This window comes from Streptomyces sp. TOM-9 (assembly GCF_056858595.1).
On sequence record NZ_JBXEQB010000001.1, the window covers coordinates 2,551,705 to 2,575,040 of the forward strand.

The 23,336-nt window shown below is 73.3% G+C and carries 24 protein-coding genes and 1 tRNA gene; 10 read left to right on the forward strand and 15 right to left on the reverse strand.

Annotation, left to right across the window (positions count from 1 at the left end):
• The first annotated feature begins 137 nt into the window (after positions 1-137).
• Positions 138-1,076 carry a PAC2 family protein gene (locus tag AC1VWI_RS11990; protein ID WP_499510962.1) on the forward strand — a complete coding sequence of 313 codons (939 nt, stop codon included), beginning with the start codon at positions 138-140 and terminating at the stop codon, positions 1,074-1,076.
• A 71-nt stretch (positions 1,077-1,147) separates the two neighbouring features.
• Here AC1VWI_RS11990 and mshC read toward each other — a convergent pair whose 3' ends face one another.
• From mshC to AC1VWI_RS12010, 4 genes are all read right to left on the reverse strand, one after another.
• The gene (gene mshC, locus AC1VWI_RS11995; protein ID WP_499510963.1) at positions 1,148-2,377 is read right to left on the reverse strand and encodes a cysteine--1-D-myo-inosityl 2-amino-2-deoxy-alpha-D-glucopyranoside ligase; all 1,230 of its coding nucleotides are present in this window, start codon (positions 2,375-2,377) and stop codon (positions 1,148-1,150) included.
• 71 nt (positions 2,378-2,448) lie between these two features.
• Positions 2,449-3,285 (reverse strand): SCO1664 family protein, encoded by an 837-nt coding sequence (locus AC1VWI_RS12000; RefSeq protein WP_499510964.1) that lies wholly within the window; start codon positions 3,283-3,285, stop codon positions 2,449-2,451.
• Positions 3,243-3,839 carry a DUF3090 domain-containing protein gene (locus AC1VWI_RS12005; RefSeq protein ID WP_499510965.1) on the reverse strand — a complete coding sequence of 199 codons (597 nt, stop codon included), beginning with the start codon at positions 3,837-3,839 and terminating at the stop codon, positions 3,243-3,245. The genes AC1VWI_RS12000 and AC1VWI_RS12005 overlap by 43 nt, the downstream gene beginning before the upstream one ends.
• Positions 3,840-3,897: 58 nt before the next feature.
• Complete coding sequence (locus AC1VWI_RS12010; RefSeq protein ID WP_499510966.1) at positions 3,898-4,596, reverse strand: histidine phosphatase family protein; 699 nt, start codon at positions 4,594-4,596, stop codon at positions 3,898-3,900.
• 64 nt (positions 4,597-4,660) lie between these two features.
• On the opposite strand from AC1VWI_RS12010, the gene corA reads away from it, so the two are divergent.
• Positions 4,661-5,662 (forward strand): magnesium/cobalt transporter CorA, encoded by a 1,002-nt coding sequence (corA, locus tag AC1VWI_RS12015; protein WP_499510967.1) that lies wholly within the window; start codon positions 4,661-4,663, stop codon positions 5,660-5,662.
• A 48-nt stretch (positions 5,663-5,710) separates the two neighbouring features.
• Here corA and AC1VWI_RS12020 read toward each other — a convergent pair whose 3' ends face one another.
• A complete protein-coding gene (locus AC1VWI_RS12020; RefSeq protein WP_499510968.1) occupies positions 5,711-6,499 on the reverse strand; it encodes a ferritin-like domain-containing protein in 789 nt (262 codons plus the stop codon).
• 274 nt (positions 6,500-6,773) lie between these two features.
• Between AC1VWI_RS12020 and AC1VWI_RS12025 the strand changes: the two genes are divergently transcribed.
• The gene (locus AC1VWI_RS12025) at positions 6,774-7,379 is read left to right on the forward strand and encodes a hypothetical protein (protein WP_499510969.1); all 606 of its coding nucleotides are present in this window, start codon (positions 6,774-6,776) and stop codon (positions 7,377-7,379) included.
• A gap of 34 nt (positions 7,380-7,413) precedes the next feature.
• Here AC1VWI_RS12025 and AC1VWI_RS12030 read toward each other — a convergent pair whose 3' ends face one another.
• Positions 7,414-8,466, reverse strand: coding sequence for an LLM class F420-dependent oxidoreductase (locus AC1VWI_RS12030; protein ID WP_499510970.1), 1,053 nt, complete (start codon positions 8,464-8,466; stop codon positions 7,414-7,416).
• 126 nt (positions 8,467-8,592) lie between these two features.
• On the opposite strand from AC1VWI_RS12030, the gene AC1VWI_RS12035 reads away from it, so the two are divergent.
• Positions 8,593-9,573, forward strand: coding sequence for an aldo/keto reductase (locus AC1VWI_RS12035; protein ID WP_499510971.1), 981 nt, complete (start codon positions 8,593-8,595; stop codon positions 9,571-9,573).
• Positions 9,574-9,613: 40 nt separating this feature from the next.
• On the forward strand, positions 9,614-11,638 hold the full coding sequence (locus AC1VWI_RS12040; protein ID WP_499510972.1) for a helix-hairpin-helix domain-containing protein: 2,025 nt from the start codon (positions 9,614-9,616) through the stop codon (positions 11,636-11,638).
• 58 nt (positions 11,639-11,696) lie between these two features.
• On the opposite strand, the gene AC1VWI_RS12045 is transcribed toward AC1VWI_RS12040, so the two are convergent.
• The gene (locus AC1VWI_RS12045; protein ID WP_499510973.1) at positions 11,697-12,308 is read right to left on the reverse strand and encodes a hypothetical protein; all 612 of its coding nucleotides are present in this window, start codon (positions 12,306-12,308) and stop codon (positions 11,697-11,699) included.
• Between the two features lie 47 nt (positions 12,309-12,355).
• Between AC1VWI_RS12045 and AC1VWI_RS12050 the strand changes: the two genes are divergently transcribed.
• On the forward strand, positions 12,356-12,544 hold the full coding sequence (locus tag AC1VWI_RS12050) for a DUF5703 family protein (RefSeq protein WP_319133625.1): 189 nt from the start codon (positions 12,356-12,358) through the stop codon (positions 12,542-12,544).
• Between the two features lie 69 nt (positions 12,545-12,613).
• On the opposite strand, the gene AC1VWI_RS12055 is transcribed toward AC1VWI_RS12050, so the two are convergent.
• The 3 genes from AC1VWI_RS12055 to AC1VWI_RS12065 all read right to left on the reverse strand — a co-directional run bounded on the left by AC1VWI_RS12055 (position 12,614) and on the right by AC1VWI_RS12065 (position 15,422).
• The gene (locus tag AC1VWI_RS12055) at positions 12,614-13,528 is read right to left on the reverse strand and encodes a chaplin (RefSeq protein WP_499510974.1); all 915 of its coding nucleotides are present in this window, start codon (positions 13,526-13,528) and stop codon (positions 12,614-12,616) included.
• A gap of 190 nt (positions 13,529-13,718) precedes the next feature.
• Positions 13,719-13,952: a chaplin gene (locus AC1VWI_RS12060; protein ID WP_018559022.1), complete on the reverse strand. Its 234-nt coding sequence runs from the start codon at positions 13,950-13,952 to the stop codon at positions 13,719-13,721.
• A 141-nt stretch (positions 13,953-14,093) separates the two neighbouring features.
• Entirely contained in the window at positions 14,094-15,422 is a 1,329-nt protein-coding gene (locus tag AC1VWI_RS12065) for a M20/M25/M40 family metallo-hydrolase (protein ID WP_499510975.1), read from the reverse strand.
• 173 nt (positions 15,423-15,595) lie between these two features.
• Here AC1VWI_RS12065 and AC1VWI_RS12070 point away from each other — a divergent pair.
• Positions 15,596-15,683, forward strand: a tRNA-Leu gene (locus tag AC1VWI_RS12070).
• Between the two features lie 82 nt (positions 15,684-15,765).
• On the opposite strand, the gene AC1VWI_RS12075 is transcribed toward AC1VWI_RS12070, so the two are convergent.
• The gene (locus AC1VWI_RS12075) at positions 15,766-16,068 is read right to left on the reverse strand and encodes an SHOCT domain-containing protein (protein ID WP_499510976.1); all 303 of its coding nucleotides are present in this window, start codon (positions 16,066-16,068) and stop codon (positions 15,766-15,768) included.
• A 196-nt stretch (positions 16,069-16,264) separates the two neighbouring features.
• Here AC1VWI_RS12075 and AC1VWI_RS12080 point away from each other — a divergent pair, with 196 nt between their 5' ends.
• Positions 16,265-16,618 carry a hypothetical protein gene (locus AC1VWI_RS12080; protein ID WP_499510977.1) on the forward strand — a complete coding sequence of 118 codons (354 nt, stop codon included), beginning with the start codon at positions 16,265-16,267 and terminating at the stop codon, positions 16,616-16,618.
• Positions 16,619-16,628: 10 nt separating this feature from the next.
• Here AC1VWI_RS12080 and AC1VWI_RS12085 read toward each other — a convergent pair whose 3' ends face one another.
• From AC1VWI_RS12085 to AC1VWI_RS12095, 3 genes are all read right to left on the reverse strand, one after another.
• Positions 16,629-17,072 (reverse strand): DUF6325 family protein, encoded by a 444-nt coding sequence (locus tag AC1VWI_RS12085; protein WP_499510978.1) that lies wholly within the window; start codon positions 17,070-17,072, stop codon positions 16,629-16,631.
• Between the two features lie 56 nt (positions 17,073-17,128).
• Positions 17,129-18,085: a DUF389 domain-containing protein gene (locus tag AC1VWI_RS12090; RefSeq protein ID WP_499510979.1), complete on the reverse strand. Its 957-nt coding sequence runs from the start codon at positions 18,083-18,085 to the stop codon at positions 17,129-17,131.
• 61 nt (positions 18,086-18,146) lie between these two features.
• Complete coding sequence (locus tag AC1VWI_RS12095; RefSeq protein ID WP_499510980.1) at positions 18,147-18,791, reverse strand: GAP family protein; 645 nt, start codon at positions 18,789-18,791, stop codon at positions 18,147-18,149.
• Between the two features lie 202 nt (positions 18,792-18,993).
• Here AC1VWI_RS12095 and AC1VWI_RS12100 point away from each other — a divergent pair, with 202 nt between their 5' ends.
• Entirely contained in the window at positions 18,994-20,394 is a 1,401-nt protein-coding gene (locus AC1VWI_RS12100) for a DUF2252 domain-containing protein (RefSeq protein WP_499510981.1), read from the forward strand.
• Between the two features lie 48 nt (positions 20,395-20,442).
• On the opposite strand, the gene AC1VWI_RS12105 is transcribed toward AC1VWI_RS12100, so the two are convergent.
• Positions 20,443-21,768 (reverse strand): chloride channel protein, encoded by a 1,326-nt coding sequence (locus AC1VWI_RS12105; protein ID WP_499516782.1) that lies wholly within the window; start codon positions 21,766-21,768, stop codon positions 20,443-20,445.
• Between the two features lie 196 nt (positions 21,769-21,964).
• On the opposite strand from AC1VWI_RS12105, the gene fahA reads away from it, so the two are divergent.
• Positions 21,965-23,224, forward strand: coding sequence for a fumarylacetoacetase (fahA, locus tag AC1VWI_RS12110; protein ID WP_499510982.1), 1,260 nt, complete (start codon positions 21,965-21,967; stop codon positions 23,222-23,224).
• Positions 23,225-23,336 lie beyond the last annotated feature (112 nt).

Consider the following 23,336-nt stretch of genomic DNA (forward strand, 5'->3'; position numbering starts at 1 on the left):
TCGGATGACTCTGGGGATCATCCCCCTACGAAGGCGGCGGCACCTGTCTCGTGAAGCCGTAGGCTGGTGCAGCACGCGAAGGAACGGCAGCCGGCGGGGGTGGCACCATCCCCCTTCCGGCCGGAAGGAGGCGCTGGGTGATCGAGCTCGAGGGGGTTCCCGAGCTGATCGACCCGGTCATGGTGGCCGCGTTCGAGGGCTGGAACGACGCCGGGGACGCCGCCTCCGCCGCGGTCGGGCATCTGGACCGGGAGTTCAAGGGCGAGGTGTTCGCCGCGCTGGACGCCGAGGACTACTACGACTTCCAGGTCAACCGCCCCACGGTCTGGATGGACGGCGGCACGCGACGGATCACCTGGCCCACCACGCGGCTGTCCGTCATCCGCATCGAGACCCCCAAGCCACGCGACCTCGTCCTGGTACGAGGCATCGAGCCCAGCATGCGCTGGCGCTCGTTCTGCAACGAGATCCTGGGCTTCGCCCATGAGCTCGGCATCGAGATGGTGGTGGTGATGGGCGCCCTCCTGGGTGACACCCCGCACACCCGTCCGGTGCCGGTCACGGCCGTCACCTCCGACCCGGACCTGGCGACCGCGCTCAGCCTGGAGGAGTCCCGCTACGAGGGCCCCACCGGCATCGTCGGCATCCTCCAGGAGGCCTGCACCCACGCCGGCATCCCGGCGGTGAGCCTGTGGGCCGCCGTACCGCACTACGTGTCGCAGCCGCCGAACCCGAAGGCGACGCTGGCGCTGCTCAACCGCCTGGAGGACCTGCTGGACCTGCGCATCCCGCTCGGCGAGCTGCCGGAGGACGCGCGTGCCTGGCAGGTCGGCGTGGACCAGCTCGCGGCCGAGGACAGCGAGGTCGCCGAGTACGTCCAGACGCTGGAGGAGGCCCGCGACACGGCGGAGCTGCCGGAGGCCTCGGGCGAGGCCATCGCCCGCGAGTTCGAGCGCTACCTGCGGCGCCGCGACCCGCAGTCGGGCGAGTCCGACGCGGGCCCCTACCTGCGGGACATGTCGCAGAAGCCCAAGGACGACCGGGAAGAGAAGGAGGACGGCGCCGACGGGGAGTGAGTGACCCGGCCGGGCCGTCCGCGTTCGTCAGGGGAGCCGGGGAGGCGGTGGGCCGGGCAGCTCCCGCGGCGTCAGAGCGCGACGCCGAGCAGGGCGTCCACCGCGCGGGAGACCAGGCCGGGGGCACCGGTGTCCGTGCCGCCCTCGGCTTCCTGCCGGGCGGCCCAGCGGTCCACGGCGGCGAGCGCGGCGGGGGCGTCCAGGTCGTCGGCGAGCGCCTCGCGGATCTCCGCCAGCAGCGCCTCGGCGGGCGGGCCGTCGGGCCGCGAGACGGCGGCGCGCCAGCGGGCCAGCCGCTCCACCGCGTCGGCGAGCACGGCGTCCGTCCACTCCCAGTCCTCGCGGTAGTGGTGGGCCAGCAGGCTGAGCCGTATGGCCGCCGCGTCCACCCCGTCGCGGCGCAGCTGGGAGACGAAGACGAGATTGCCCTTGGACTTGGACATCTTCTCGCCGTGCAGCGCGACCATGCCGGCGTGCACGTAGGCCTTCGCCATGGGGAACTCGCCGGTGAGCACCTGGGCGTGCGAGGCGCCCATCTCGTGGTGCGGGAAGGCGAGGTCGGAGCCGCCGCCCTGCACGTCGAAGCCCATGCCGAGGTGGTCCAGCGCGATGGCGACGCACTCGATGTGCCAGCCGGGGCGGCCCCGGCCCAGGCTGCCGCCGTCCCAGCTGGGCTCCCCCTCGCGGGCGGCGAGCCACAGCACGGGGTCGACGGGGTTCTTCTTGCCCGGGCGGTCCGGGTCGCCGCCGCGTTCGGCCGACAGCACGCGCATGGCGGCCGCGTCGAGGCGGGAGACGCTGCCGAAGTGCGGGTCGGAGTCGACCTGGAAGTAGATGTCGCCGTCCAGCTCGTAGGCCGCGCCGGCCTCGCGCAGCCGCTCGACCAGCGGGACGATCCCCGGGATGGCCTCGACGGCGCCGATGTAGTGGGCGGGCGGCAGCATCCGCAGCGCGGTCATGTCCTCGCGGAACAGGGTGGTCTCGCGCTCGGCGAGGGCCGTCCAGTCCTCGCCGGTCTTGTCGGCCCGCTCCAGCAGCGGGTCGTCGACGTCGGTGACGTTCTGGACGTAGTGGACCTGGCGCTTCGTGTCCAGCCACACGCGCTGCACGAGGTCGAACGCGTTGTAGGTGGCCGCGTGACCCATGTGGGTGGCGTCGTAGGGGGTGATCCCGCACACGTAGATGCGGGCGACCGGACCGGGGCTCAGGGTTACCGGGCCACCGGTCGCGGTGTCGTGGAGGCGGAGGTCGCGCCCGGTGCCCGGGAGGGCAGGGACGTCGGAAGCGGGCCAGGCATGCATGTCATGAGATTAACCGCCCGCGTGATCCACAAACGAACGGTGGGTCCTCCCGGGACGGCCGGCCCCGACGTTCAGATGGGCGGCCAGGGGATCGCGGGCCACTCCCCCGAGGGCTCGGGATGACGTCCCGAGCCCAGCAGCGCGGCGACGCGGGCCCGCAGGGCGTCGAGCTCGGCAGGCGTGATGAGCTCGGCCAGCCGGGCCCCGAGGCCCCCGTCGGCGAGCTCCGCGGAGAGCTTGCCGAGGACCTCGGCGGTCTCGTCGGTGAGCGGCTCGCCGGCCCAGCCCCACAGGAGGGTGCGCAGCTTGTTCTCCGTGTTGAAGGTCACGCCGTGGTCGATGGCGTACAGCTGCCCGTCGGCGGCCGGCAGCAGGTGGCCGCCCTTGCGGTCGGCGTTGTTGATCACGGCGTCCAGGACGGCCAGCCGACGCAGCCGGGTGTCGTCGGCGTGCACCAGCAGCGCGGTGCGGCCCTCGCCCACCTCGGCGAAGCCGACGGCCTTCCAGCCGTCGCCCGGTTCGTCCCCCTCGACGAGGGCGAGGAGCCCTTCGCCGGCCTCCTCGGGGGTCTCGATCCACAGCTGCACCATGCCCTCGCCGTACGGGCCGTCCCGCAGCACGGTCGGCGGCACCAGGCCCCAGCCGGTGGCCTCGGAGACCAGGTAGGCGGCGACCTCGCGCTGGGCGAGCGTCCCGTCGGGGAAGTCCCACAGCGGCCGCTCGCCCGCCACCGGCTTGTACACGCAGTGGGCGCGCACGCCCTCGTGCTCGACCGCGCAGTAGAGCACCGCGTTGGAGGCGTCGCGCAGCCGCCCGCGCACGGTCAGTTCACCGTGCGCGAGCAGCTCGGCGGCTATGTCCCCGCTCAGGCCGTCGCCGACCGCCGGTACCCGTTCTGACGCGGGCATACGTGTCCTTCCGGGTCCAGGGGCAGGCTGCACAGCGGGCAGGGCGGGCGGCCGGCCGCGACGACGTCGAGAGCGCGCTTGGCGAAGGAACGGGCCTGGGCGCCGGTCAGGCGCACCCGCAGCAGCGGCGGGCCGTTCTCATCGTCCTGCAGGAGCATCTCCTCGGCGGCTTCGAGGTCGTCCTCGTCCTCGGCCTCGATCTCGACCAGCGCCTGGGCCTCCAGGATCATTCGTTCCTCGGCGCCGTCCCAGGCCAGGGCCATGGTGCCGACCCGGAACTCCTCCTCGACGGGGACCTCGAGCGGCCTGTTGTCGAGCAGCTCCGTGGGGGCCACGGCGGGTACGGGGGCGGAACCGCCGGTGCGGCGCACGACCTCGTCCAGCAGCTCGTCGATGCGCTCGGCAAGTGCCTCGACCTGGGTCTTCTCCAGCGCAACGCTGGTCGTCCGGCCGGCGGCGCTCGCCTGCAGGAAGAAGATGCGTTGGCCCGGTTGGCCTACGGTGCCGGCGACGAAGCGTTCGGGCTTGTCGTAGAGGAACACCTGACGAGGCACGTCCTGCTCCGTTTTCTCGGTGTCTTCGGGGTCCGGTCCACCCTACTGCGGAAGCTGATCACGGTGCGCCCGCACCGCCTCCGACCTCCGCGTCGCCCGGGGCCGTGGTGGGCCGCTCCCTCGGGCGCAGGCTTTCCAGGCTGCCGGTGTCGCCGAGCCGGAGCAGGAAGGGCCGCTCCGGGGTGTAGCGGATCGCGGTGACCGAGCAGGGGTCGACGGCGATGCGCTGGAAGAGGTCCAGGTGCATGCCGAGGGCGTCGGCGACGACGGACTTGATGATGTCGCCGTGGGAGCACATCACGTAGAGGGCGTCGGGGCCGTGGGTCTCCTCGATGCGGGCGTTCCACTCGCGCACCGCGTCGACCGCGCGGGCCTGCATGGCGCGCACCGACTCGCCCCCCTCTCCGGGGAAGACGGCGGCCGAGGGGTAGCGCTGCACCACGCCCCACAGCGGCTCGTCGGCCAGCTCGGCGATCTTGCGGCCGCTCCAGTCGCCGTAGGCGCACTCCGAGATGCGCTCCTCGACGTGGAGCGGGACGTCGGGCAGCGCGTCCAGGAGCGGCTGCAGGGTCTCCCGGCACCGCTGCAGCGGGCTGGTGACCACGGCGGCCGGCGGCAGTCCGGCCAACCGGGCGGCCAGCGCGGCGGCCTGGTCACGTCCGGTCTCGTCGAGGGCGACTCCGGGGAGCCGTCCGGCCAGCACTTTCTCCGCGTTGGCGGTGGACCGGCCGTGCCGGACCAGGATCACGGTGGGCATGACCGCCACCATACGACCCCGGGTTGTCCGGTGTGGCGCCGACGTAACGCGGAAGAAGACAGGTGTGATCGTCGACTGCGCCATTTACCGCGACGGGGAGCGCACCTCGGCCCCCGACGACCTCTCCGACGCGCTGGACGCGGCGCGGGCGACGGACGGGGCGTTCGTGTGGATCGGCCTGTACGAGCCGACGGAGAAGGAGTTCGACCTCGTCAGCCGCGAGTTCGGGCTGCACCCGCTGGCCGTGGAGGACGCGCTCTGCGCCCACCAGCGGCCCAAGCTGGAGGTGTACGAGGGCTCGCTCTTCCTGGTGCTCAAGCCGGTCTCGTACGACGACGAGCGGGACACGGTCTCCGCGGGCGAGCTGATGATCTTCGTCGGGGAGGGCTTCGTCGTCACCGTGCGCCACGGCGAGGCGATCGCCCCGGGTGAGATCCGGCACCGCCTGGAGGCGGAGCACGAGGTCCTCAAGCACGGACCGACCGCGGTGATGTACGCCATCAGCGACACCGTGGTCGACGACTACATAGTGGTCGCGGCCGACCTCCAGGCCGACCTGGAGGACCTGGAGACGGAGGTCTTCGCCCCGGAGGTCCGCAGGTCCGTCGCGCGCCAGGGCGCCGAGAGCACGGCGAGCCGGATCTACGGGTTCAAGCGCCAGCTGCTGGAGTTCCGGCGGGCGACCGCGCCCCTGATGCAGCCGATGATCCGGCTCTCGGCGGGCACGGTGCCGCACGTGGCGCCCAGCACCCAGCCCTTCTTCCGCGACGTGGCCGACCACCTGACCCGGGCCAACGAGCTGGTGGACAGCCTCGACCGGCTGCTCAGCGACGTGCTGAGCTCCCATCTGACCCAGGTCGGGGTGCGGCAGAACGACGACATGCGCAAGATCTCGGCGTGGGCCGCCATGGCGGCGGTACCCACCATGATCGCGGGCATCTACGGCATGAACTTCCGGTACATGCCCGAACTCCACCAGGTGTGGGGGTATCCCGCGGTCCTGGCGGTCATCGCCGTGTCCGAGGTCCTGCTGTACCGGACGTTCAAACGGCACGGCTGGCTCTGAGCGGTCTCCCGGCCCCACGCGGGTGCGGGCGAGGGGCCGGGAGGCGGCTCAGACCGCCGGCTCGGCCGCGGGTTCGGGGCCGCCGAGGGCGTCGAGGCGCTGGGGCATGGCGAGCCTGACCATCCGCCGCCAGCCGCCCAGGCGTTCGTACGCGTACGCCCCGTGGATCCCGGCCCGCAGCACCGCGGCCTTCGCCCCGGACCAGCCGAGGATCCGGCCCATGTGGTCCATGACGGCGAGGCTGACGTCGCGGTAGATGCGGATCTCGGCGTGGGCGCATTCGCGCAGCACCCGCTGGATGGTCGCGACGTGGCCGGCGTGGGCGAAGCGCAGCAGTTCCTCGTGGCAGTAGGCCAGGTGGTTGTCCTCGTCGGCGGAGATCATGCGGACCGCCCTGCCGATGTCGGGGTGTTCCGCGAAGTACCTGGTGAGCAGGGCCATCTGCTCGGAGGCGCGCTGCTCGGTGACCCGGCTGTGGGCGAGGTAGGTGACGATGTCCCGCACGGTCAGGGGCTCGTCGCGGCGCAGCCTGTCGTGGGCGAGGCCGATGCCGCCGCGTTCGAGGAGCATGGTGTAGTCGGTGTCCGGGGGGACCGGGACGGGTTCGAGACCGCGCTTGCGCATCAGGGCGTGGAAGATCCGGCCGTGCTTGTCCTCGTCGGCGCCGTGCCGGGCGATCTTGGGGGCCAGTTCACGCTGGGACTCGGGGACCAGTGCGGCGATCCTGCCGTTCTCCCAGCCGCCCTGCGACTCACCGCTGGCGGCGATCGAGCAGAACAGCCGGAAGGAGTCGTCGTTGTCGAGGATCTCCTGGAACAGACTCCGGGCGGAGAGCATGCCGTACCTCCTGCGCGAATCGGGCATACGCAAAAGAAAAGTCAAGTCGCCCGCAAAGCATGAGGCAACAGGCCCGGGCGTCAACTCGGCCGAACGGATGAGAGCCGTCCCGCACGGGGCACGTAACCCCTGGCCCTTCCGAGCGTTGTGTTTGGTGACGGCCGTGGCGGGGAAGACCCCCGAGCCCCCACCACGGCCGCGGAAACCGAGGGGCCCCGCCGCCGGCCGAAGTGCCCGTGATTTCATAGCCCCTCGGAGGGGTCACGACCAAGTCATGTTCAGCAAGGCGACGCGCAGCCGGACGACGGCACGCCCCAAAGGCCCGGCGGGCTCGGACTGGGCCCCTTACGCGCGCCTGGACGACGCGGCCCGCGCCTACTTCCTCCACGCGGACGTGGCCCTCGAGGCGATCGACGGCGTCCTGGGCCGGCGGCGGGTCCGCGGTTTCACCCTCGAACGCGTCGTCGACCTGACGGAGGCCGGCACCTCGGTGTGGCAGGAGGCCGCGGTCTGCGACGGCCGGCGGCTCATCCTGTGGCACAGCGAGGAGGTCGCCGACGAGGAGGCGCCGGGTGGACGGGTGCTGGACTCCTCCGTGCAGGTGCTGCCCCTGGACTCGATCGGCCACGTCGGCATGCGCACCCTGGTCGGCCGCGACGAGCAGGGCCGGCGGATCGACCGCGGCGTCTTCGTGGTGCTGGCCACCGCCACGCCGCAGGAACTGAGCGCGGTGCACGGTGACGCCGACGGCGGCGTCACCTCGGCCCGCTTCCGGCCGGAGGCCTTCCGGTTCAGCAAGTCCCTCGACGACGGCGGGCCCGGCCAGATAGCGCGCCTGATCGCCTTCGGGCGGATGATGGGGCGCCTGGTCCCGGGCTGAGCCGGGACCGGCGCCGAGGGACCGCCGCGCTCCCCTAGCCGGCGAGCCCGGCGCGCTCCAGCGCCTCCACGCCCGCGCGCAGCGCCGCGACCCGCTCGTCCAGGGTGAACCCGGCCGGGGCCAGGGTCAGCGTGGTGACGCCGGCGGCCGCGTAGGCCTGCATCCGGTCGGCGATCCGCTCCACAGAGCCCAGCAGGGTGGTGGAGTCGATGAGTTCGCGCGGGATCGCGGCGGCGGCGCCCTCCTTGTCGCCGGACAGGTACTTGTCCTGGATCTCGGCGGCCTCCTTCTCGTACCCCATGCGCTGCGCGAGCTGGTTGTAGAAGTTCTGCTTGCGGCTGCCCATCCCGCCCACGTACAGGGCGGTGTAGGGGCGGAAGAGGTCGGCGAGCGCGTCCACGTCCTCGCCGACGGCGAGCGGCACGGTCGGGCAGACGTCGAAGCCGTCCATGCTCTTCCCCGCCTTCTCGCGGCCGGCCCGGATGTGGCGGAGCGCGGTGTCCTCCAGGTGGGCGGCGGAGGGGAAGATCAGCAGCGCGCCGTCGGCGATCTCACCGGTCTGCTCCAGGTTCTTCGGGCCGATCGCTGCGATGTACAGCGGGATGCGCTCGCGCACCGGGTGCACGGTCAGCTTCAGCGCCTTGCCGGGGCCGCCGGGCAGCGGCAGCGTCCAGTGCTCGCCCTCGTGGCTCAGCCGCTCCCGCGACATCGCCTTGCGGACGATCTCGACGTACTCGCGCGTGCGCGCCAGCGGCTTGTCGAACTTCACGCCGTACCAGCCCTCGGAGACCTGCGGGCCGGAGACGCCCAGGCCCAGCCGGAAGCGGCCGCCGGACAGGGAGTCGAGGGTGGCGGCGGTCATCGCGGTCATCGCGGGCGTACGGGCCGGGATCTGGAAGATGGCCGAGCCGACGTCGATGCGCTCGGTCTGCGCGGCGACCCAGGACAGCACGGTGGGCGCGTCGGAACCGTAGGCCTCGGCCGCCCAGCACACGGAGTAGCCGAGGCGGTCGGCCTCCTGCGCCACGGCGAGGTTGTCGGCGTCCATCCCGGCGCCCCAGTAGCCGAGGTTGATCCCGAGCCGCATGGCGATCCCCTTACCGATGAGTAACGTCGTTGTCCCCCGGACCTTATCGCTCCGGGCGCGCGCCGGCGCCTGTCGGGTACGTCACTCCTGCCCAAAGGTCCCGGACGCACAGTAATCTCACCCCTCATGGAGCAAAGGCACCTCGGCCGTACGGGACTGCGCGTGTCCCGGCTCGGGCTCGGCACGCTGACCTGGGGGCGCGACACCGGCGAACTCGACGCCGCCGACCAGCTCAAGGCCTTCTGGGAGGCCGGGGGCACGCTCGTGGACACCGCCGACGTCTACGGGGACGGCGGCGCCGAGTACCTCCTCGGCCGGCTGGTCGAGGACCTGGTGCCGCGCTCGGACCTGGTGATCGCCACCAAGGCCGGCAGCGTGCCCGACCCCTACCGCCGCTTCGACGCCTCGCGCGGCCACCTGCTCGCCGCCCTGGACGCCTCCCTGCAGCGGCTCGGCACGGACCACGTCGACCTGTGGCAGGTGCACGCGTACGACACGACCACCCCGCTGGACGAGACGCTGCAGGCCCTCGACCTGGCCGTGAGCTCCGGCCGTGCCCGCTACGTCGGCGTGTCCAACTTCTGCGGCTGGCAGCTGGCCAAGGCGGCCACCTGGCAGCAGGCCGTGCCGACGCGCACACCGCTGGCCAGCACGCAGATGGAGTACTCGCTGCTGCAGCGCGGCATCGAGCGCGAGGTGCTGCCCGCCGCGCTGGACCTGGGGGTGGGGCTGCTGCCGTCCTCGCCGCTCGGACGCGGGGTGCTGACCGGCAAGTACCGGCACGGGACCCCGCAGGACTCCCGCGGCGGCTCCGAGGACATGGCGCCCTTCGTCGCCCCGTACCTGGACGAGACGGCCCGGCTCATCGTGGACGCGCTGGCCATAGCGGCCGACGGGCTGGCCGCCAGCCCGCTGCAGGTGGCGCTCGCCTGGGTGCGGGACCGTCCCGGCGTCACCGCGCCGATCGTCGGGGCGCGCAACGCCCAGCAGCTCGCTGCGGCGTTGTCAGTGGAGACCCTTAGTCTTCCGGATGAGATCTGCCAGGCGCTGGACGACGTCTCTGCGCCGGTGCACCGCTATCCGGACCACGACTGGAGCACGCTGTGATCGGGCCCCGACCGTAGTCCGCCGTACAACGGAGGCCATCGTGACCGAGGACCGCGACGACCACGACCGCGAGGACCGCGCCGAGCCCGAGGGCGCCGCCGGCGAGGAGACCGCGGCTCCCCGGCGGCCCCGGCCCTCGACCGAGGGCGTCGGTGCGCAGCTCCCCGCCGAACTCACGGACCTGGCCGCGGCGGTGCGGGCGATCGAACGCGGCGAGCGCCCCGCGGCGCCGGTGAAGAGCGGCGGGCCCGCACGTCCCGCGGCGTCGCCGCCCGCGGCCGCGCCCTCCCCCGCCCCGGCGCCGGCCCCGGTGGCGCGGCCCGTGCTGCCCGCGCAGCTCAGCGGGGACGCCGTGGCGGCCGCGCGGACGGTGCTCGCGGCGGGCGGGGCACCGGAGAGCCTCGCCGAGGCCGCCGTGGCGACGCTGGGCGAGCGGGCCGGGGAGACATTGCGCGAGGACCCGTGGCAGGTGCTGGCGCTCGCCGGGGTCCGGGTGGACCAGGCCGACGGCTTCGCCAAGGCGCTGCTCGGCGGCGAGGGCGGCCCCGACGACGGGCGGCGGGTGCGCGCGCTGGTCGTCTGGCTGCTGGAACGGGCCGCCGAGCGGGGCCACACCGCGCTCGAGTGGGCCACGCTCGGTGCGGCGCTCGGGCAGAACGGGGTCACCGACGCCGAGGAGACCCTGAAGGCCGCCGTCGCGGACGGCCTGGTGCTGGTCTTCCACGTCCCGGACGAGAGCGCCGGTGCCCGTCCGGCGGCCGACGAGGAGGACGAGGAGGCGCCGGTGCGGCTGCTCCTCGGCCTGGACCGCTACGCGCTCGCCGAGGAGAGCCTCGCGGACGGCCTGAGCAGGCTCCTCAACACCTTCGACGCGGACGAGTCGCAGGACTGGGAGGGCGCGGCCGCGGCGGCCCCGTCCCCGTCCGCCGCGGCGCTGGTCCGGGCGGTCGCCGGGAGCGGGCTGGTCGCCCACACCGGCGCGGAGGCGGCCCGGGCGGAACCGGCGGCGCTGGTCGCGGCCGCCCGGTCGCTGGGGCTGCGGGCATGGGCCGTCGCGGCCACCGAGGACGGCAGGCGGCGGCTGGCCGGGTCCGTGGACGCGGAGGCGACCGCCACCCTCGCCGGGCTGCTGGCGGGCCACGAGGGCCCCGGCCGGGACGAGGACGGCGCGCTGGCGCTGGACCTGCTGGCGGTGCTGGACGCGCCCCAGCTCGACGTGGAGACGGCCGCGACCCTGGTGGAATCCGTGCCCGACGGGGCGCGCCTGGTGCTCTCCGGGGACCCGGCGGTGCTGTGGTCCGCGGGCCCCGGCCGGGTCTTCTCCGACCTGCTGGCGGCGAAGGTGTGCCCGCAGGTCGCCTCGCGCACGCCCGACCCCGGCCCCATCGGCGAGCTGGTCTCCGGGATCGGCTTCGGCGAGCTGGCCACCGTCGACGCCCCCGGGAAGGAGGTCGTGATCGTCCCGGTGCGGGACGCCGGCGAGGCCGTGCACCGCACGGTCCAGCTCGTCGCGGACTCCGTGCCCCGGGCCATCGGCGTGCCCCCGGAGCAGACCCAGGTGATCACCCCGGGCCACGGCGGTGCCGCCGGCACCCGGGCGCTCAACGCCGCGCTCAAGGAGCGCCTCAACCCCGGTCCCGGCCGCTTCGGCGGCTTCGACCCGGGTGACCGGATCGTGCACGCCCCGGTCCCCGGGACGACCGTGCCGGGCACCGTCGTCTCCGCCGGCACGGAGGGACTGCGGCTCGACTGCGGGGGGACGCCCGTGGTGGTCGCGCCCGACGCGGTGACCGCCCAGGTGCGGCACGGCTGGGCGGTCACGGCGCACCAGGCGGCGGGCCGCCGCTGGCCGGCCGCCGTCGTCGTCCTGCCGGGGGACGCCACCCCGGCCCTGACCCGGGCCTGGATCTACACCGCCTTCAGCCGCGGGGAGCGCCATCTGTCCGTGGTGCAGGGCGTCGACCAGGCACTCCCGCACGCGGTGGCGGAGGTTCCCGCCCGGGACCGGACGACACGCCTGCGGGACATCCTGCGCGAGCAGGCGGCGGCCGCCGCGGCGGAGTGATCCGCCGCACGGGCCCGGGCGGCTCCCCCGGGCCCGCGGGAGCCGCGCCCGCGCCCGGTCAGGCCAGCCGGTCGAGCTCGTCCGCGTCGGCGTCGTCGTAGACCGCGCTGACGTCGAGGCGGAAGAGCAGATGCCGCGGGTCCGCCTGGTCGAAGGGCGCGGCGAGCCACTCGCCCGGCTCGGCGGGCTCCGCCGCGGTGACCCAGAGCGTGGAGTCGCCCTCCTCCAGGCCGAACTCCTTGTGGCGCTCGGCGATCTCGTCGGGCTCGTACTCCCCGAAGAGGGCACCCACCGCCGTGCCGATGTCCCCGCCCTCGGCCGCGGCGGTTTCGGATACCCCTTCCGCCTGCCTGCGCAGCCGCTGCGGGTCGGCCACGGTGTAGTCCCGGCGGATCAGGACGCTGATCGCGCCCGGTTCACCGGGGCCGGAGTAGTCGGGGAGGGTGTCCCCGAGCGGCACCTCGAAGGGGGTGACCTCGTCGTAGGTGTCGTAGAGCAGCTCGTCGTAGGCCTCGGCGGCCGAGGCGAGGCCCTCGAAGGCCTGGTAGACCGCGGGATCGTCCTCCCCGGTGCGGTTCTCGATCGCGTCCAGGTGGCGGTCCAGCGCGGCTTTCACCGCCTCGACGGCGGCTCGTACCTCGGCAACGGTGGGCTGCGCGGCATCAGACATGCAGAAGACGCTATCCGTACCGAGGCGCTCCCCGCACAATAGATGCGATGCCTGAATACGAATTCAGAGATGTGTACGTGCCACGGGGAGTCTCCCGCAAGGAGGCTCATCGCCTGCTGACCGACCACGCCGAGTACGGTCACTGGGAGCTCGACCGGCTCCGCCTCTACCCGGACGGCAGTCGCAGGGTGCGGCTGCGCCGCCGGATCATCCGGCAGATACGCGCCACCTGGTGAGGTCGCCGGCACGCCGAACGGGGCCCCGCGAACCGCGGGGCCCCGCTCGAAGGGGTGAGACCGGAAGGCTCAGTTCCTGACCGCGCGGGCGCGGCGGAAGAGCACCGCGCCGCCCAGCAGGAGACCGGCGCTGGTCAGCAGGCCCGTGGCGATGTCGCCGGCACCGGTGCGGGCCAGGGACGGACCGCCGCCGTGGCCCATGGACTGCGGCTGGTTGCCGCCGCCGTTGCCACCGCCGCCGTTGCCACCACCGCCGTTGCCACCACCGTTGTTCTCCTTGCCCGGCTTGTGGCGGTTGCCGTGGTGCCCGGGCTTGTGGTGGTGACCCTTGCCCTTGCCGCCGTGGTGGTAGCCACCGTTGTTGACGCAGGCGTTGCCCGCCGCCGGGTTCAGGATCCCGATGGCGTCGATCGTGTTGCCGCAGACGTTGACCGGGATGTTGATCGGCGCCTGGATCACGTTGCCGGACAGGACGCCCGGGGAGCCGACCGCTGCGGCACGCGCCGAGGCGCCGCCACCGTGACCGTAGCCGTAGCCGTCGTCACCGCTGTGGCCCTTGCCGTAGCCCTTGCCGCCGCCGTAGCCCTTGCTGCCGCCCTGGCCGTAGCCCTTGCCGCCGCCGTGGCCCTTGCCGCCGTCCTTGTCGCGGTAGCTGCCGCTGTCCTTCTTGCCGTAGCCCCCGCTCTCCTTCTTCCCGTAGCCCTTGCCCTGGCCGTAGCCGTGGCCCTTGCCCTGGTCGATGGAGCCGTTGACGCAGGTGTTGCCCGCCGCCGAGTTGAGGAGCCCGACGACGTTGACGGTGTTGCCACAGGCGTTGATCGGAATGTTCACCGGCGCCTGGATGGTGTTGCCGGACAGAACGCCCGGAGAGCCGGCGGCGACCCCGGACGCGTGGGAGTCCGCGTAGGCCATACCGCCGGTGACGGCGAGCACGCCGCCTGTCGCGACTGCGGTGAGCAGCCCCTTTTTCGCGACTTGTCGCATTTGAATGTCCCTGCCTCTTGCTTTTCCGATACGGAAACCGGCGGACAATCGCCCGCCGGGGGAATGAATGACCCCCCGGGGCCGGATAACCGGTGTCCCACCCCTAGCCGGTGCGGCGGCCCCGGAACGCGGAGATGGCGCATCCGGGGCCGCCGGGATCAGGCCTGCAACGATGCGGCCCGCCGCGACGTCAGTTGTTGAAGCAGGCGTTGCCCAGGGCCGGGTTCAGCAGCCCCACGATGTTGATCGTGTTGCCGCACAGGTTGACCGGGATGTTGACGGGCACCTGGATCACATTGCCGGAGAGGACCCCCGGGGAACCGACAGCGGCGGCCTGAGCGCCGGAGTCAGCGACGGCCACGCCGGCACCCGCAGCCACGAGCCCTCCGGTGACAGCGGCAGCAGCGACGACCTTCTTGATCATTTTTCCTCCTTGTTGGCAAAACGGCCCCGACCTCGGACCGCACACGAACCAACGACTCGGAAGAAGGCGCGCTACTGCCGCCGGGATTCATTCACTCTTTTCGGCTAAGCGGCAAGAAATGTCGATAATGCGAGCGTCGTTTCAGCAGTTCGCAAGGAACCGGTCGAGAACACGGACGCCGAACTTCAGTCCGTCGACCGGTACCCGCTCGTCCACGCCGTGGAACATTCCGGCGAAATCGAGCTCCGGCGGCAGCTGCAGCGGGGCGAATCCGAAGCAGCGGATCCCCAGGTCGTCGAAGGACTTGGCGTCGGTCCCGCCGGACAGGCAGTACGGCACCGCGCGCGCGATCGGGTCCTCGGCCTTCAGCGCCGCCTGCATGGCGTCGACCAGGGCGCCGTCGAAGCTGGTCTCCAGCGCCTTGTCGGAGTGCACGTCCTCGCGCTTCACCCGGGGGCCGAGGATCCGGTCGACGTCGGCCAGGAACTCCTCCTCGTGCCCGGGCAGGAAGCGGCCGTCGACGTGCGCGGTGGCCTGACCGGGGATGACGTTCACCTTGTAGCCGGCGCCCAGCATCGTGGGGGCCGCGGTGTTGCGCAGCGTGGCCCCGATGATCTTGGCGATGCCGCCGAGCTTGGCGAGCGTGGTCTCCATGTCCTCCGGGTCGAGCTCGGTACCGAGGGCGTCGCCCAGCTCGTCCAGGAAACCGCGCACGGACTTGGTCACCCGCACCGGGAACTCGTGCCGGCCGAGCCGGCCGACCGCCTCGCAGAGCTCGGTGATGGCGTTGTCGGTGTTGGTCATGGACCCGTGGCCGGCGGTGCCGTCCACGGTCAGCCGCATCCAGTGCATGCCCTTCTGGGCGGTCTCGATCAGGTACAGGCGCACGTCCTCGTTGACGGTGAAGGAGAAGCCGCCCACCTCGCCGATGGCCTCGGTCACGCCCTCGAAGAGCCCGGGGTGGCGGTCGACCAGGTGCCGCGCCCCGTAGACGCCGCCCGCCTCCTCGTCCGCGAGGAAGGCCAGCACGATGTCGCGGGGCGGACGGCGGCCGCTGCGCAGCATGTCGCGCACGACGGCCAGGGTCATCGCGTCCATGTCCTTCATGTCGACGGCGCCGCGTCCCCACACGCACCCGTCGGCGATCTCGCCGGAGAAGGGATGGTGGGTCCAGTCGTCCGCGTTCGCGGGCACGACGTCGGTGTGGCCGTGGATCAGCAGGGCCGGGCGGGAGGGGTCCGCGCCGGCGATGCGGGCGACGGTGGAGGCCCGCCCCTTGTGCGACTCGAAGATCTGCGGCTCCAGGCCGACCTCCGCGAGCTTCTCCGCCACGTACTCGGCGGCGGCCCGCTCACCCGGCCCGGAGTGGTCGCCGTAGTTGCTGGTGTCGATCCGGATGAGGTCCCGGCAGAGGTCGACGACCTCGTCCTCGCCGGTGGTCGTACGGGCGGCCGAGTTCGACTCACTCACGCTGTCTCCTTCGTTCGTCGGTCACGGCCATCCTCCCCCGCGCACTCCGCGGCCCGCGAGGGCCCCGGGGCGGCCGTCACGCTCCCGTCACGGGAAGCGCGTGATCGGGGACCTCCGGATGTTTGCTATTGTTTTCCACGTCGCCGGGCCGAGTGCCGGGCGGCGAACACCTTGTCCGGGTGGCGGAATGGCAGACGCGCTAGCTTGAGGTGCTAGTGCCCTTTATCGGGCGTGGGGGTTCAAGTCCCCCCTCGGACACCACGTAGACGCCTGTGGGCGGCACCACCGGTCTCCCGGTGGTGCCGCCCACAGGCGTCTGCGGCGCTTCCGGCGGCGCGCGCCGTCAGCTGCCGAGGACGGCGCGTTTCTGCGTCTGGAACTCCTCCTCGGTGAGGATTCCCTGCTCCTTCAGTGCGCCGAGCTGCTTGAGCTGCTCCAGCTTCCCCGCCATGTCGCCCCCCGGCGCGGGCGGAGGCGGGGCGGCCGCGGGCGGCGGGGCGGGGGCCGCGGGCTCCTGGACCGCCGGCTGTCCGTAGCCCTGCTCCGCCCACCGGCCCTGCTGCCGTCGCGCCACTCGCTGCGACACCGCGGTGGCCGTGCCCGCGACGACGGCCGTACGTACCGCTCCACGCAGTAGACCGGGCATGGTGCCGTCCCTTCCGGTGGCTCCTGGACCTCCATTCGACCATCGCGCCGGGCGGGCCGCACGCCGGCACCCGGTCCGCCGTCACCACCAGGGGGAGGGTGATTCGGCCGACTGGGCGTGCCCGGCATGACAGCGTGGGCGCCTTCGGGGCAGCGTGGCCTTGGCACCGCTCTCCGCACAGACGAGGACGCTCACCATGGCAGATCTCCGGCGGCACGGCATCCGCGCCGGCGCCCTGTTCCTTCTGCTCGGCGCCGCGGGCTGCTCCGGCCTCACCTCCCAAGCGGTGGGCACGGTGGTGTACACCACCCCGGACAACAAGGTGGTGCAGCTGGACAACCCGTCCGTGGACGGCTGCCACCAGCTGCCGCCCACGGGTGCCAGGTCGATCGTGAACAACACGCTCAACGACGTGGTCCTGCACACCGGTCCCGGCTGCAAGAACCTCGAAGGCACGGAGAGCACCTACCTGGCGACGAAGACCAGCAACCCGGGCATCCCCGACGCGGAGCCGTGGATGAGTTTCACCGTGGTCGGCGGGAACGCCTGACCAGGGGTCATCAGGGGCCGGACTCCGCGGCGTCCAGGGAGGCGAGCACGGCCTGGACCGGGATCCGGCCGCCGGCCACGAGCCTGCCCCCGCCCCGGCGGATCGCGACGGCGAGGGGCGCGGCCCACAGGTTCTCGTAGACCAGGACGGCGGCGGAGCTGCCCGGTTCGAGGACGGCGGCGGCGTCCGCGAGGTCGTCCGCGCCGAGCAGGCCGGAGGAGGCGCCCTGGAAGACCTCGAGCTCGCCGAGTCCCGCGGCGGTGAGGTCGGCGATCTCCAGGCCGGCGACGCTCCCGTCCGCGTCCTTGCGGACGAAGGTCAGGTCGAGGATGCGGACGAGCCCGCGGTCCACGAGGTCGAGCAGGAGCGGGAAGGCCTCCCCGGTCATGCGGTTGCCGGGGAATTCGATCACCACGTAGTCGATGGGGCCCATCTCGTCGATCGCGTCGCTCACGGCACTGCTCCCTTCCCCCGCGCCATCCCCCGTGCCATTGGACCACCGGGAGGGGGTCATCGCACCTCGGCCCGGGCCGCCGCCCCGGCGCTGACGCGGCGCCAGACGGCGCGCTGGCACCTGAGGGTCCCGGTGCCGACGAGGATCAGCACGACGACGTTGAGCAGCAGCTGGAACAGGGAGCCCCGCGCCTCGTCCCAGGAGGCGAAGGCGAGCGAGACGCCCAGGTCGGCGCCGGCCGGGATGGTCGTCACCGAGATGAAGACGCCGAGCAGGGCGCTGGTGCGGGCCTCGGTGAGGGAGACGATGCCGACGATCCCGGCGAGCACGGCCACCACGAGGGAGAAGAAGTTGGGGGTGTTGATCAGGTGGGCGACCGGCCGCACCCCCAGCCGGAAGGCCTCCGGCTGCAGGTCGAAGGCCCGTACGAGCAGGGCGAAGAGCAGCGTGGCGGCGATGGCCAGCGCGAAGCCCACGAGCAGGGCCCGGAGTCCCTCGCGGACCCGGGCGCGGTCGTGGCGGTCGATGCCGAGGGCGACGCTGGTGATGGCCCCGTACTCGGGTCCGACGACCATGGCGGCCACGATGAGGATCTGCGAGTTGCTGATGATGCCGACCGCGCCGATGATCCCGGCGATGACCAGCAGCAGGTGGAAGCTGGGCGGGTAGCGGCCCTCGGCGCGGATGCGGGCCTCGACCTGGTCCCACACCGGGGTGCGCAGCCCTGCGCCGGGGGAGGAGGCTCCGGCCCGCTCGGCGGTGTCGGAGAGGACGACGTCGACGGGTTCGAGGACGAGCGATCCGCGGCGGTCGATCCCGAGTTCGCGCAGCCCGCGCAGGACGGTGTTGGCGGCGCCGGTCAGCACGTCGCACTCGATGGCGTCGCCGTCCGGGTGGCGGGCGCCGCCGCGCAGCAGGACGAGGTTGAGCACGCAGGGATCGGCACCGAGCGCGGTCAGCGCCCGGTCCGTGAGGTCCGGCGGGCTCACCGCACGGACATGGATCATGTCCACCCCTGCATTACGCCCGCGACCGGCGGGGGCGGCAACTCGGCGCGGCGCAGCGGGGACGGGGTCAGGCGGTGAGCTGGTAGAGGCTCTTGGCGACCAGGACCAGCCCGATGACCAGGCACAGCCCGATGATCGCCTGGTCCTGGTGGCCGTCGAGCCAGGTGCGCAGGACGCGCAGCCGGACGCGGGCGGAGTCCGGGGCGACGAGGGTGTAGACCTCCATCGTCAGCAGGGTGGAACTGGCGATCAGGCAGTACGCCATGAGCGCCAGGTAGGACTCGAGGTGGGACAGGTCGGCCTCGACGACGGTCGCGGCGCCCGCCGCCACCAGTCCCCACGGCTGGAGCAGCACCGCGAGGCCCGCGGACGACCAGGCGGAGACCCGCTCCAGGCGGCTCGTCATCCGGGACGGCCGGTGGGGGCGCGCCGCGCGGCGCCTGCGGTGCTCGGCGTAGCCCACCAGCCCGACGCCGACGGCGAGTTTGCCGGCGAGGGCGGCCGTCGAGGGCGAGGACTTCGGCTCCGGGGGCTTGCCCTGGGTCAGCAGCAGCACCGCCGCGACGACCGCGACCAGGCAGGCCAGCCAGGCGATGATGAAGGCCAGTCCCTTCCACGCCCCGCCGCGGGTGCTCAGCACCAGCACGAACGCCATCAGCGGGAACGGGAACAGGGTGACGGCCAGCCCGATCAGGACGAGGTCAAGGACCATCGCCGCCCCCGCCGGGGGTCGGGGGCCCCGGAAGGTGGCCGGCCGCGTCCATGGGGTCATGGTCACCGGAGCCGCCCACGGGCACAACTGCGCGGCCCCGGGTCCGGCTCGCCGGGCCCATGGGCCGGGCTTACGTTTGAGGGGGCCGGCGCACCCACGCATTCCCGGCGAGGTCCGTGCGGCCCGGAGGACGGTGACCGCGATGACCGTGGACGCCCGGTGGAGTCCGCCCGGGGAGCGGGCCGCGCGCGGCAAGGCGGCCCGCAAGAGGACCCCGCGCTCCGCCCACGCGCAGTACGCGCCCGCGGCGGACCGGGCCGATCCGGTGGACGTCGTGGAGAGGCAGTCGGCGCGACGTGTGCCGGAGCTCGTGCCGATCCGCTACGGCCGCATGGCCGAGTCGCCGTTCCGCTTCTACCGCGGGGCGGCCGCGGTCATGGCCGGGGACCTCGCGCACACGCCCCGCTCGGGCCTGCGGGCACAGTTGTGCGGCGACGCGCACCTGCTCAACTTCCGGCTGCTGGCCTCGCCGGAGCGGCGGCTGATGTTCGACATCAACGACTTCGACGAGACCCTGCCGGGTCCCTGGGAGTGGGACGTCAAGCGCCTGGCCGCCAGTCTGGTCATCGCGGGCCGTGCCAACGGCTTCTCGGCAGCCGAGCGCACGGGGGTGGTGCGGGCGGCGGTGGGAGCCTACCGGCGGCGGATGCGCGGCTTCGCCGGGATGGGCAACCTGCAGGTCTGGTACACCCGTTTCGAGGCGGACCGGTTGCAGCAGCAGTTCGCCCCGATGATGGGCGGCGAGGACGTGGTGCGCTGGGAGCGTGCCCGGGCCCGGGCCCGGGCGCGCGACACGCTGCAGGTCTTCGACAAGCTGACCCGGGTGATCGACGGCAGGCGCCTGATCGCCCCCGATCCCCCGCTGCTGATGCCGCTGCGCGACCTGCTCGACGGCGACGCCCGCGCCGCCCTGGAGAAGGAGATCTCCCGGCTGGTCGAACGGTACGGCCACTCCCTGCAGCCCGACCGCCGCTTCCTGCTGGAGCAGTACCGGCTCGCCGACTGCGCGCGCAAGGTCGTCGGGGTGGGCAGTGTGGGGACCCGCTGCTGGATCCTGCTCCTGCTGGGCAAGGACGACGAGGATCCGCTGTTCCTGCAGGCGAAGGAGGCCGAGGAGTCGGTCCTGGCCCCGTACGCGGGGGCCGGCCCGCACCGTACGCAGGGCGAGCGGGTGGTCGCCGGGCAGCGCCTGATGCAGGCGACCAGCGACATCTTCCTCGGCTGGGAACGCCTCCACGGCATCGACGGACGGCAGCGCGACTTCTACGTACGGCAGTTGCGCGACTGGAAGGGCATCGTGGTGGCCGAGGACCTGGTGCCCAGGACGATGACACTGTTCGGGGAGGTGTGCGGCGCCACGCTGGCCCGGGCGCACGCGCGGTCCGGGGACCGGATCGCGATCGCCGCGTACCTGGGGGGTTCCGACGTCTTCGACCGGGCCGTCGCCGACTTCGCCGAGGCGTACGCGGACCAGAACGAACGGGACCACCGGGCACTGGTGGACGCCGTCCGCACCGGACGCGTCCAGGCGGAGGCCACCTGAGCCGGCACCATGGCGACGCCCGCCGGGGGTTCGCGTACCCGGCGCTCCTCAGGGGCGCGACGACGCGGGCCGTGGCGCTGTGCCGGACGCGGGCGGCCGCCCGCCGCCGAGCGGCGGCAGGGGCGGGATGTCCGGGCCCTGCGGCAGCAGTTCGGCGGCCACGAAGGCGACGAACACCGCCAGCACCACGACAGGCACCGATGCGGTGTTGCCCAGCAGGAGCACCACGAGCACCACGCTGCTCACCGGCAGGCGCATCGCGGCGGCACCCGCGGCCGCCATGCCCGCCGCCATCGCCGGGACGACCCCGAAGCCCGGCAGCGGGGCGGCCAGCAGCCCGGCGGCGCCGCCGAGGAAGAGCGAGGGGAAGATCGGGCCGCCGCGCAGGCTGCCCAGGCACAGCGCGTAGCCGACGCCCTTGCACAGCAGCACCGCGACCAGGGCGCCGGCCGGCCAGGCGTGCGGGTCGGCGGCCATCTGCGCCAGCGCCTCCTGCCCGGAGGAGGCGACCTCCTCCGGTGTGCGGCCCGTTGCCAGCGCGTACACGGCGGCGCACACGCCGGCGGCGAGTGCGCAGAGCACGGTGTGCGGCAGCGGCCGACGGGAGACGAACACCGCGGCGGCCTTGCCGCCGGTGAGGCTCAGGTGCACGGCCACTCCGACCGCCAGGGCGAGCAGCACGCCCCACGCCACGTCGCCCGCGTCGAGCGTGGGCGGGCGGGGCAGGCCGATGTCGAGGTGGGTGGTCTTCAGTCCCGTCCAGCGGCCGAAGCCGGTGAACACGATGTCGCCCACGCCGCTGGCGAGCAGGGCCGGCAGCATCACGGCGAACAGCTGGGGCCCGCCGACCCCGGCCACCTCCATCAGGAGCACCGCGGCCACCACCGGGTTGCCGAAGATGGTGGCGATCGCCGCCGCGGAACCGGCCGCGCCGAGCAGCGCGTTGGTCTGCGGGGTCGCCGGCGCGCGGACCAGGTCGCGGAAGAGCAGCGCCAGTGCGCCGCCGAAGGCGATGAGCGGGGCCTCGGGCCCGAGCACCGCGCCCAGCGGCAGGGCCGCCAGGGCGGCGAGGACCACGCCGGGCAGGGCGGAGGTGGCCATCCCGCCGGTGTGCAGGCCGCCGGCCGGGACGTGGCCGCCGCGGCCCGGCATGCGGGTGACGACCAGGCCCACGATCACACCGGCCACGGTGAGCAGCGGCAGCGGCCACCACCACGGGGGCGTCTGAAGGCCGAGGTGCCCGGGCAGCACCTCCCACAGCAGCCGCTCGAGTTCGTGGAGGGCGACGAGGAACCAGAAGGCGAGGAAGGACACCGGGATGCCGATCACCGCGGAGAACACGAGCGTCCTGCGGTACTCCGGCCGGCGCAGCAGTTCGCGCAGCTGGTCGGCTTCCTGGGGCTGGTTCCCGGGAGGGCTGATGCTCGTCCTCCTCGTTCGCGAATGGGGCGGAACGGGTGATGTCCGGCGAGACTACCGACGCGGGGCCGCACAGCGGCGAAGGCCACGCTGGACGTTAGGGTGAGCCGACCGCGCGAGGAAGCGCGGCCCCGACGTATCTGGAGGTGCCATGGCCGCCCCCACCTGGGTCGCCGTGCCGGACGACTCCCCCTTCGGCGTCCACAATCTGCCGTACGGGGTGTTCACCACCGCGGACCGTCCGCAGGAACGCCGGATCGGCGTCGCCATCGGAGACCACGTGCTCGACGCGGGCGCCGCCGCGCGTGCCGCCGGAGCGGGAACGGCCGGGCCGGAGGCCGGGCTGCTGACGGCGCCGACGCTCAACCCGTTGCTGGCGGCCGGGCGTCCGGCCTGGACGGCGGTGCGGTCGCTGGTCACCGCCTGGCTGACCGACGAGGCCCACCGGGCGGCCGTCGAGCCGCACCTGCTGCCGCGCGACTCCGTCACGCTCCACCTCGCGTTCGACGTCGCGGACTACGTCGACTTCTACGCCTCGGAGCACCACGCCACGAACGTCGGCCGGATCTTCCGCCCGGACGGGGAGCCGCTGCCCCCCAACTGGAAGCACCTGCCGATCGGTTACCACGGCCGCAGCGGCACGATCGTCGTGTCGGGGACGCCGGTGGTCCGGCCGAACGGGCAGCGCAGGGGCGCCGCCCTGTCCGCCCCGTCCTTCGGGCCGTGCGAACGGCTGGACTTCGAGGCCGAGCTCGGCTTCGTCGTCGGCGGCCCGACCGCGCAGGGCGAGCCGGTGCCGCTGGCGGCGGCCGAGGAGCACGTCTTCGGGGTCTGCCTGCTCAACGACTGGTCCGCCCGCGACATCCAGGCCTGGGAGACCGTGCCGCTCGGCCCGTTCCTCGGGAAGTCGTTCGCGACCTCCGTCTCCCCGTGGGTCGTCCCCCTCGACGCGCTGTCGGCGGCGCGCGTCGCCCCGCCGCCGCACGACGTGGGGACGCTGCCGTACCTGGACGACCGGGGCGCGGGGACGCCGCCGCGCGGGCTCGACATCGCCGTGGAGGTCCGGCTGCGGGGCGAGGTCGTCTCCCGTCCGCCGTTCTCCACCATGTACTGGACGTACGCCCAGATGCTCACCCACATGACCGTGAACGGAGCCTCGTTGCGGGCGGGCGACCTCTTCGCCTCGGGGACCATCAGCGGCCCGCGGCGCGAGCAGCGGGGCGCGCTGATCGAGCTGACGTGGAACGGCGAGGAGCCGCTGGTGCTGACGGACGGCACGAAGCGGACGTTCCTGGAGGACGGCGACGAGCTCGTCATCTCGGCGACCGCCCCGGGGCCGGACGGCACCCGGATCGGCTTCGGCGAGGTCGCGGGCCGGGTGGTGGCGGGACCGGCCCTCTTCGTGAACTGACCTGTTCAGGGGTCTGTCCGAGTCCCGGGTCGGCGTGATCTCCTACGCCTGACGGCGCGGCGTCCGGCCACGGCACGCCGCGCCGTCGCGTACGCCACGCCGTCGTGTACGC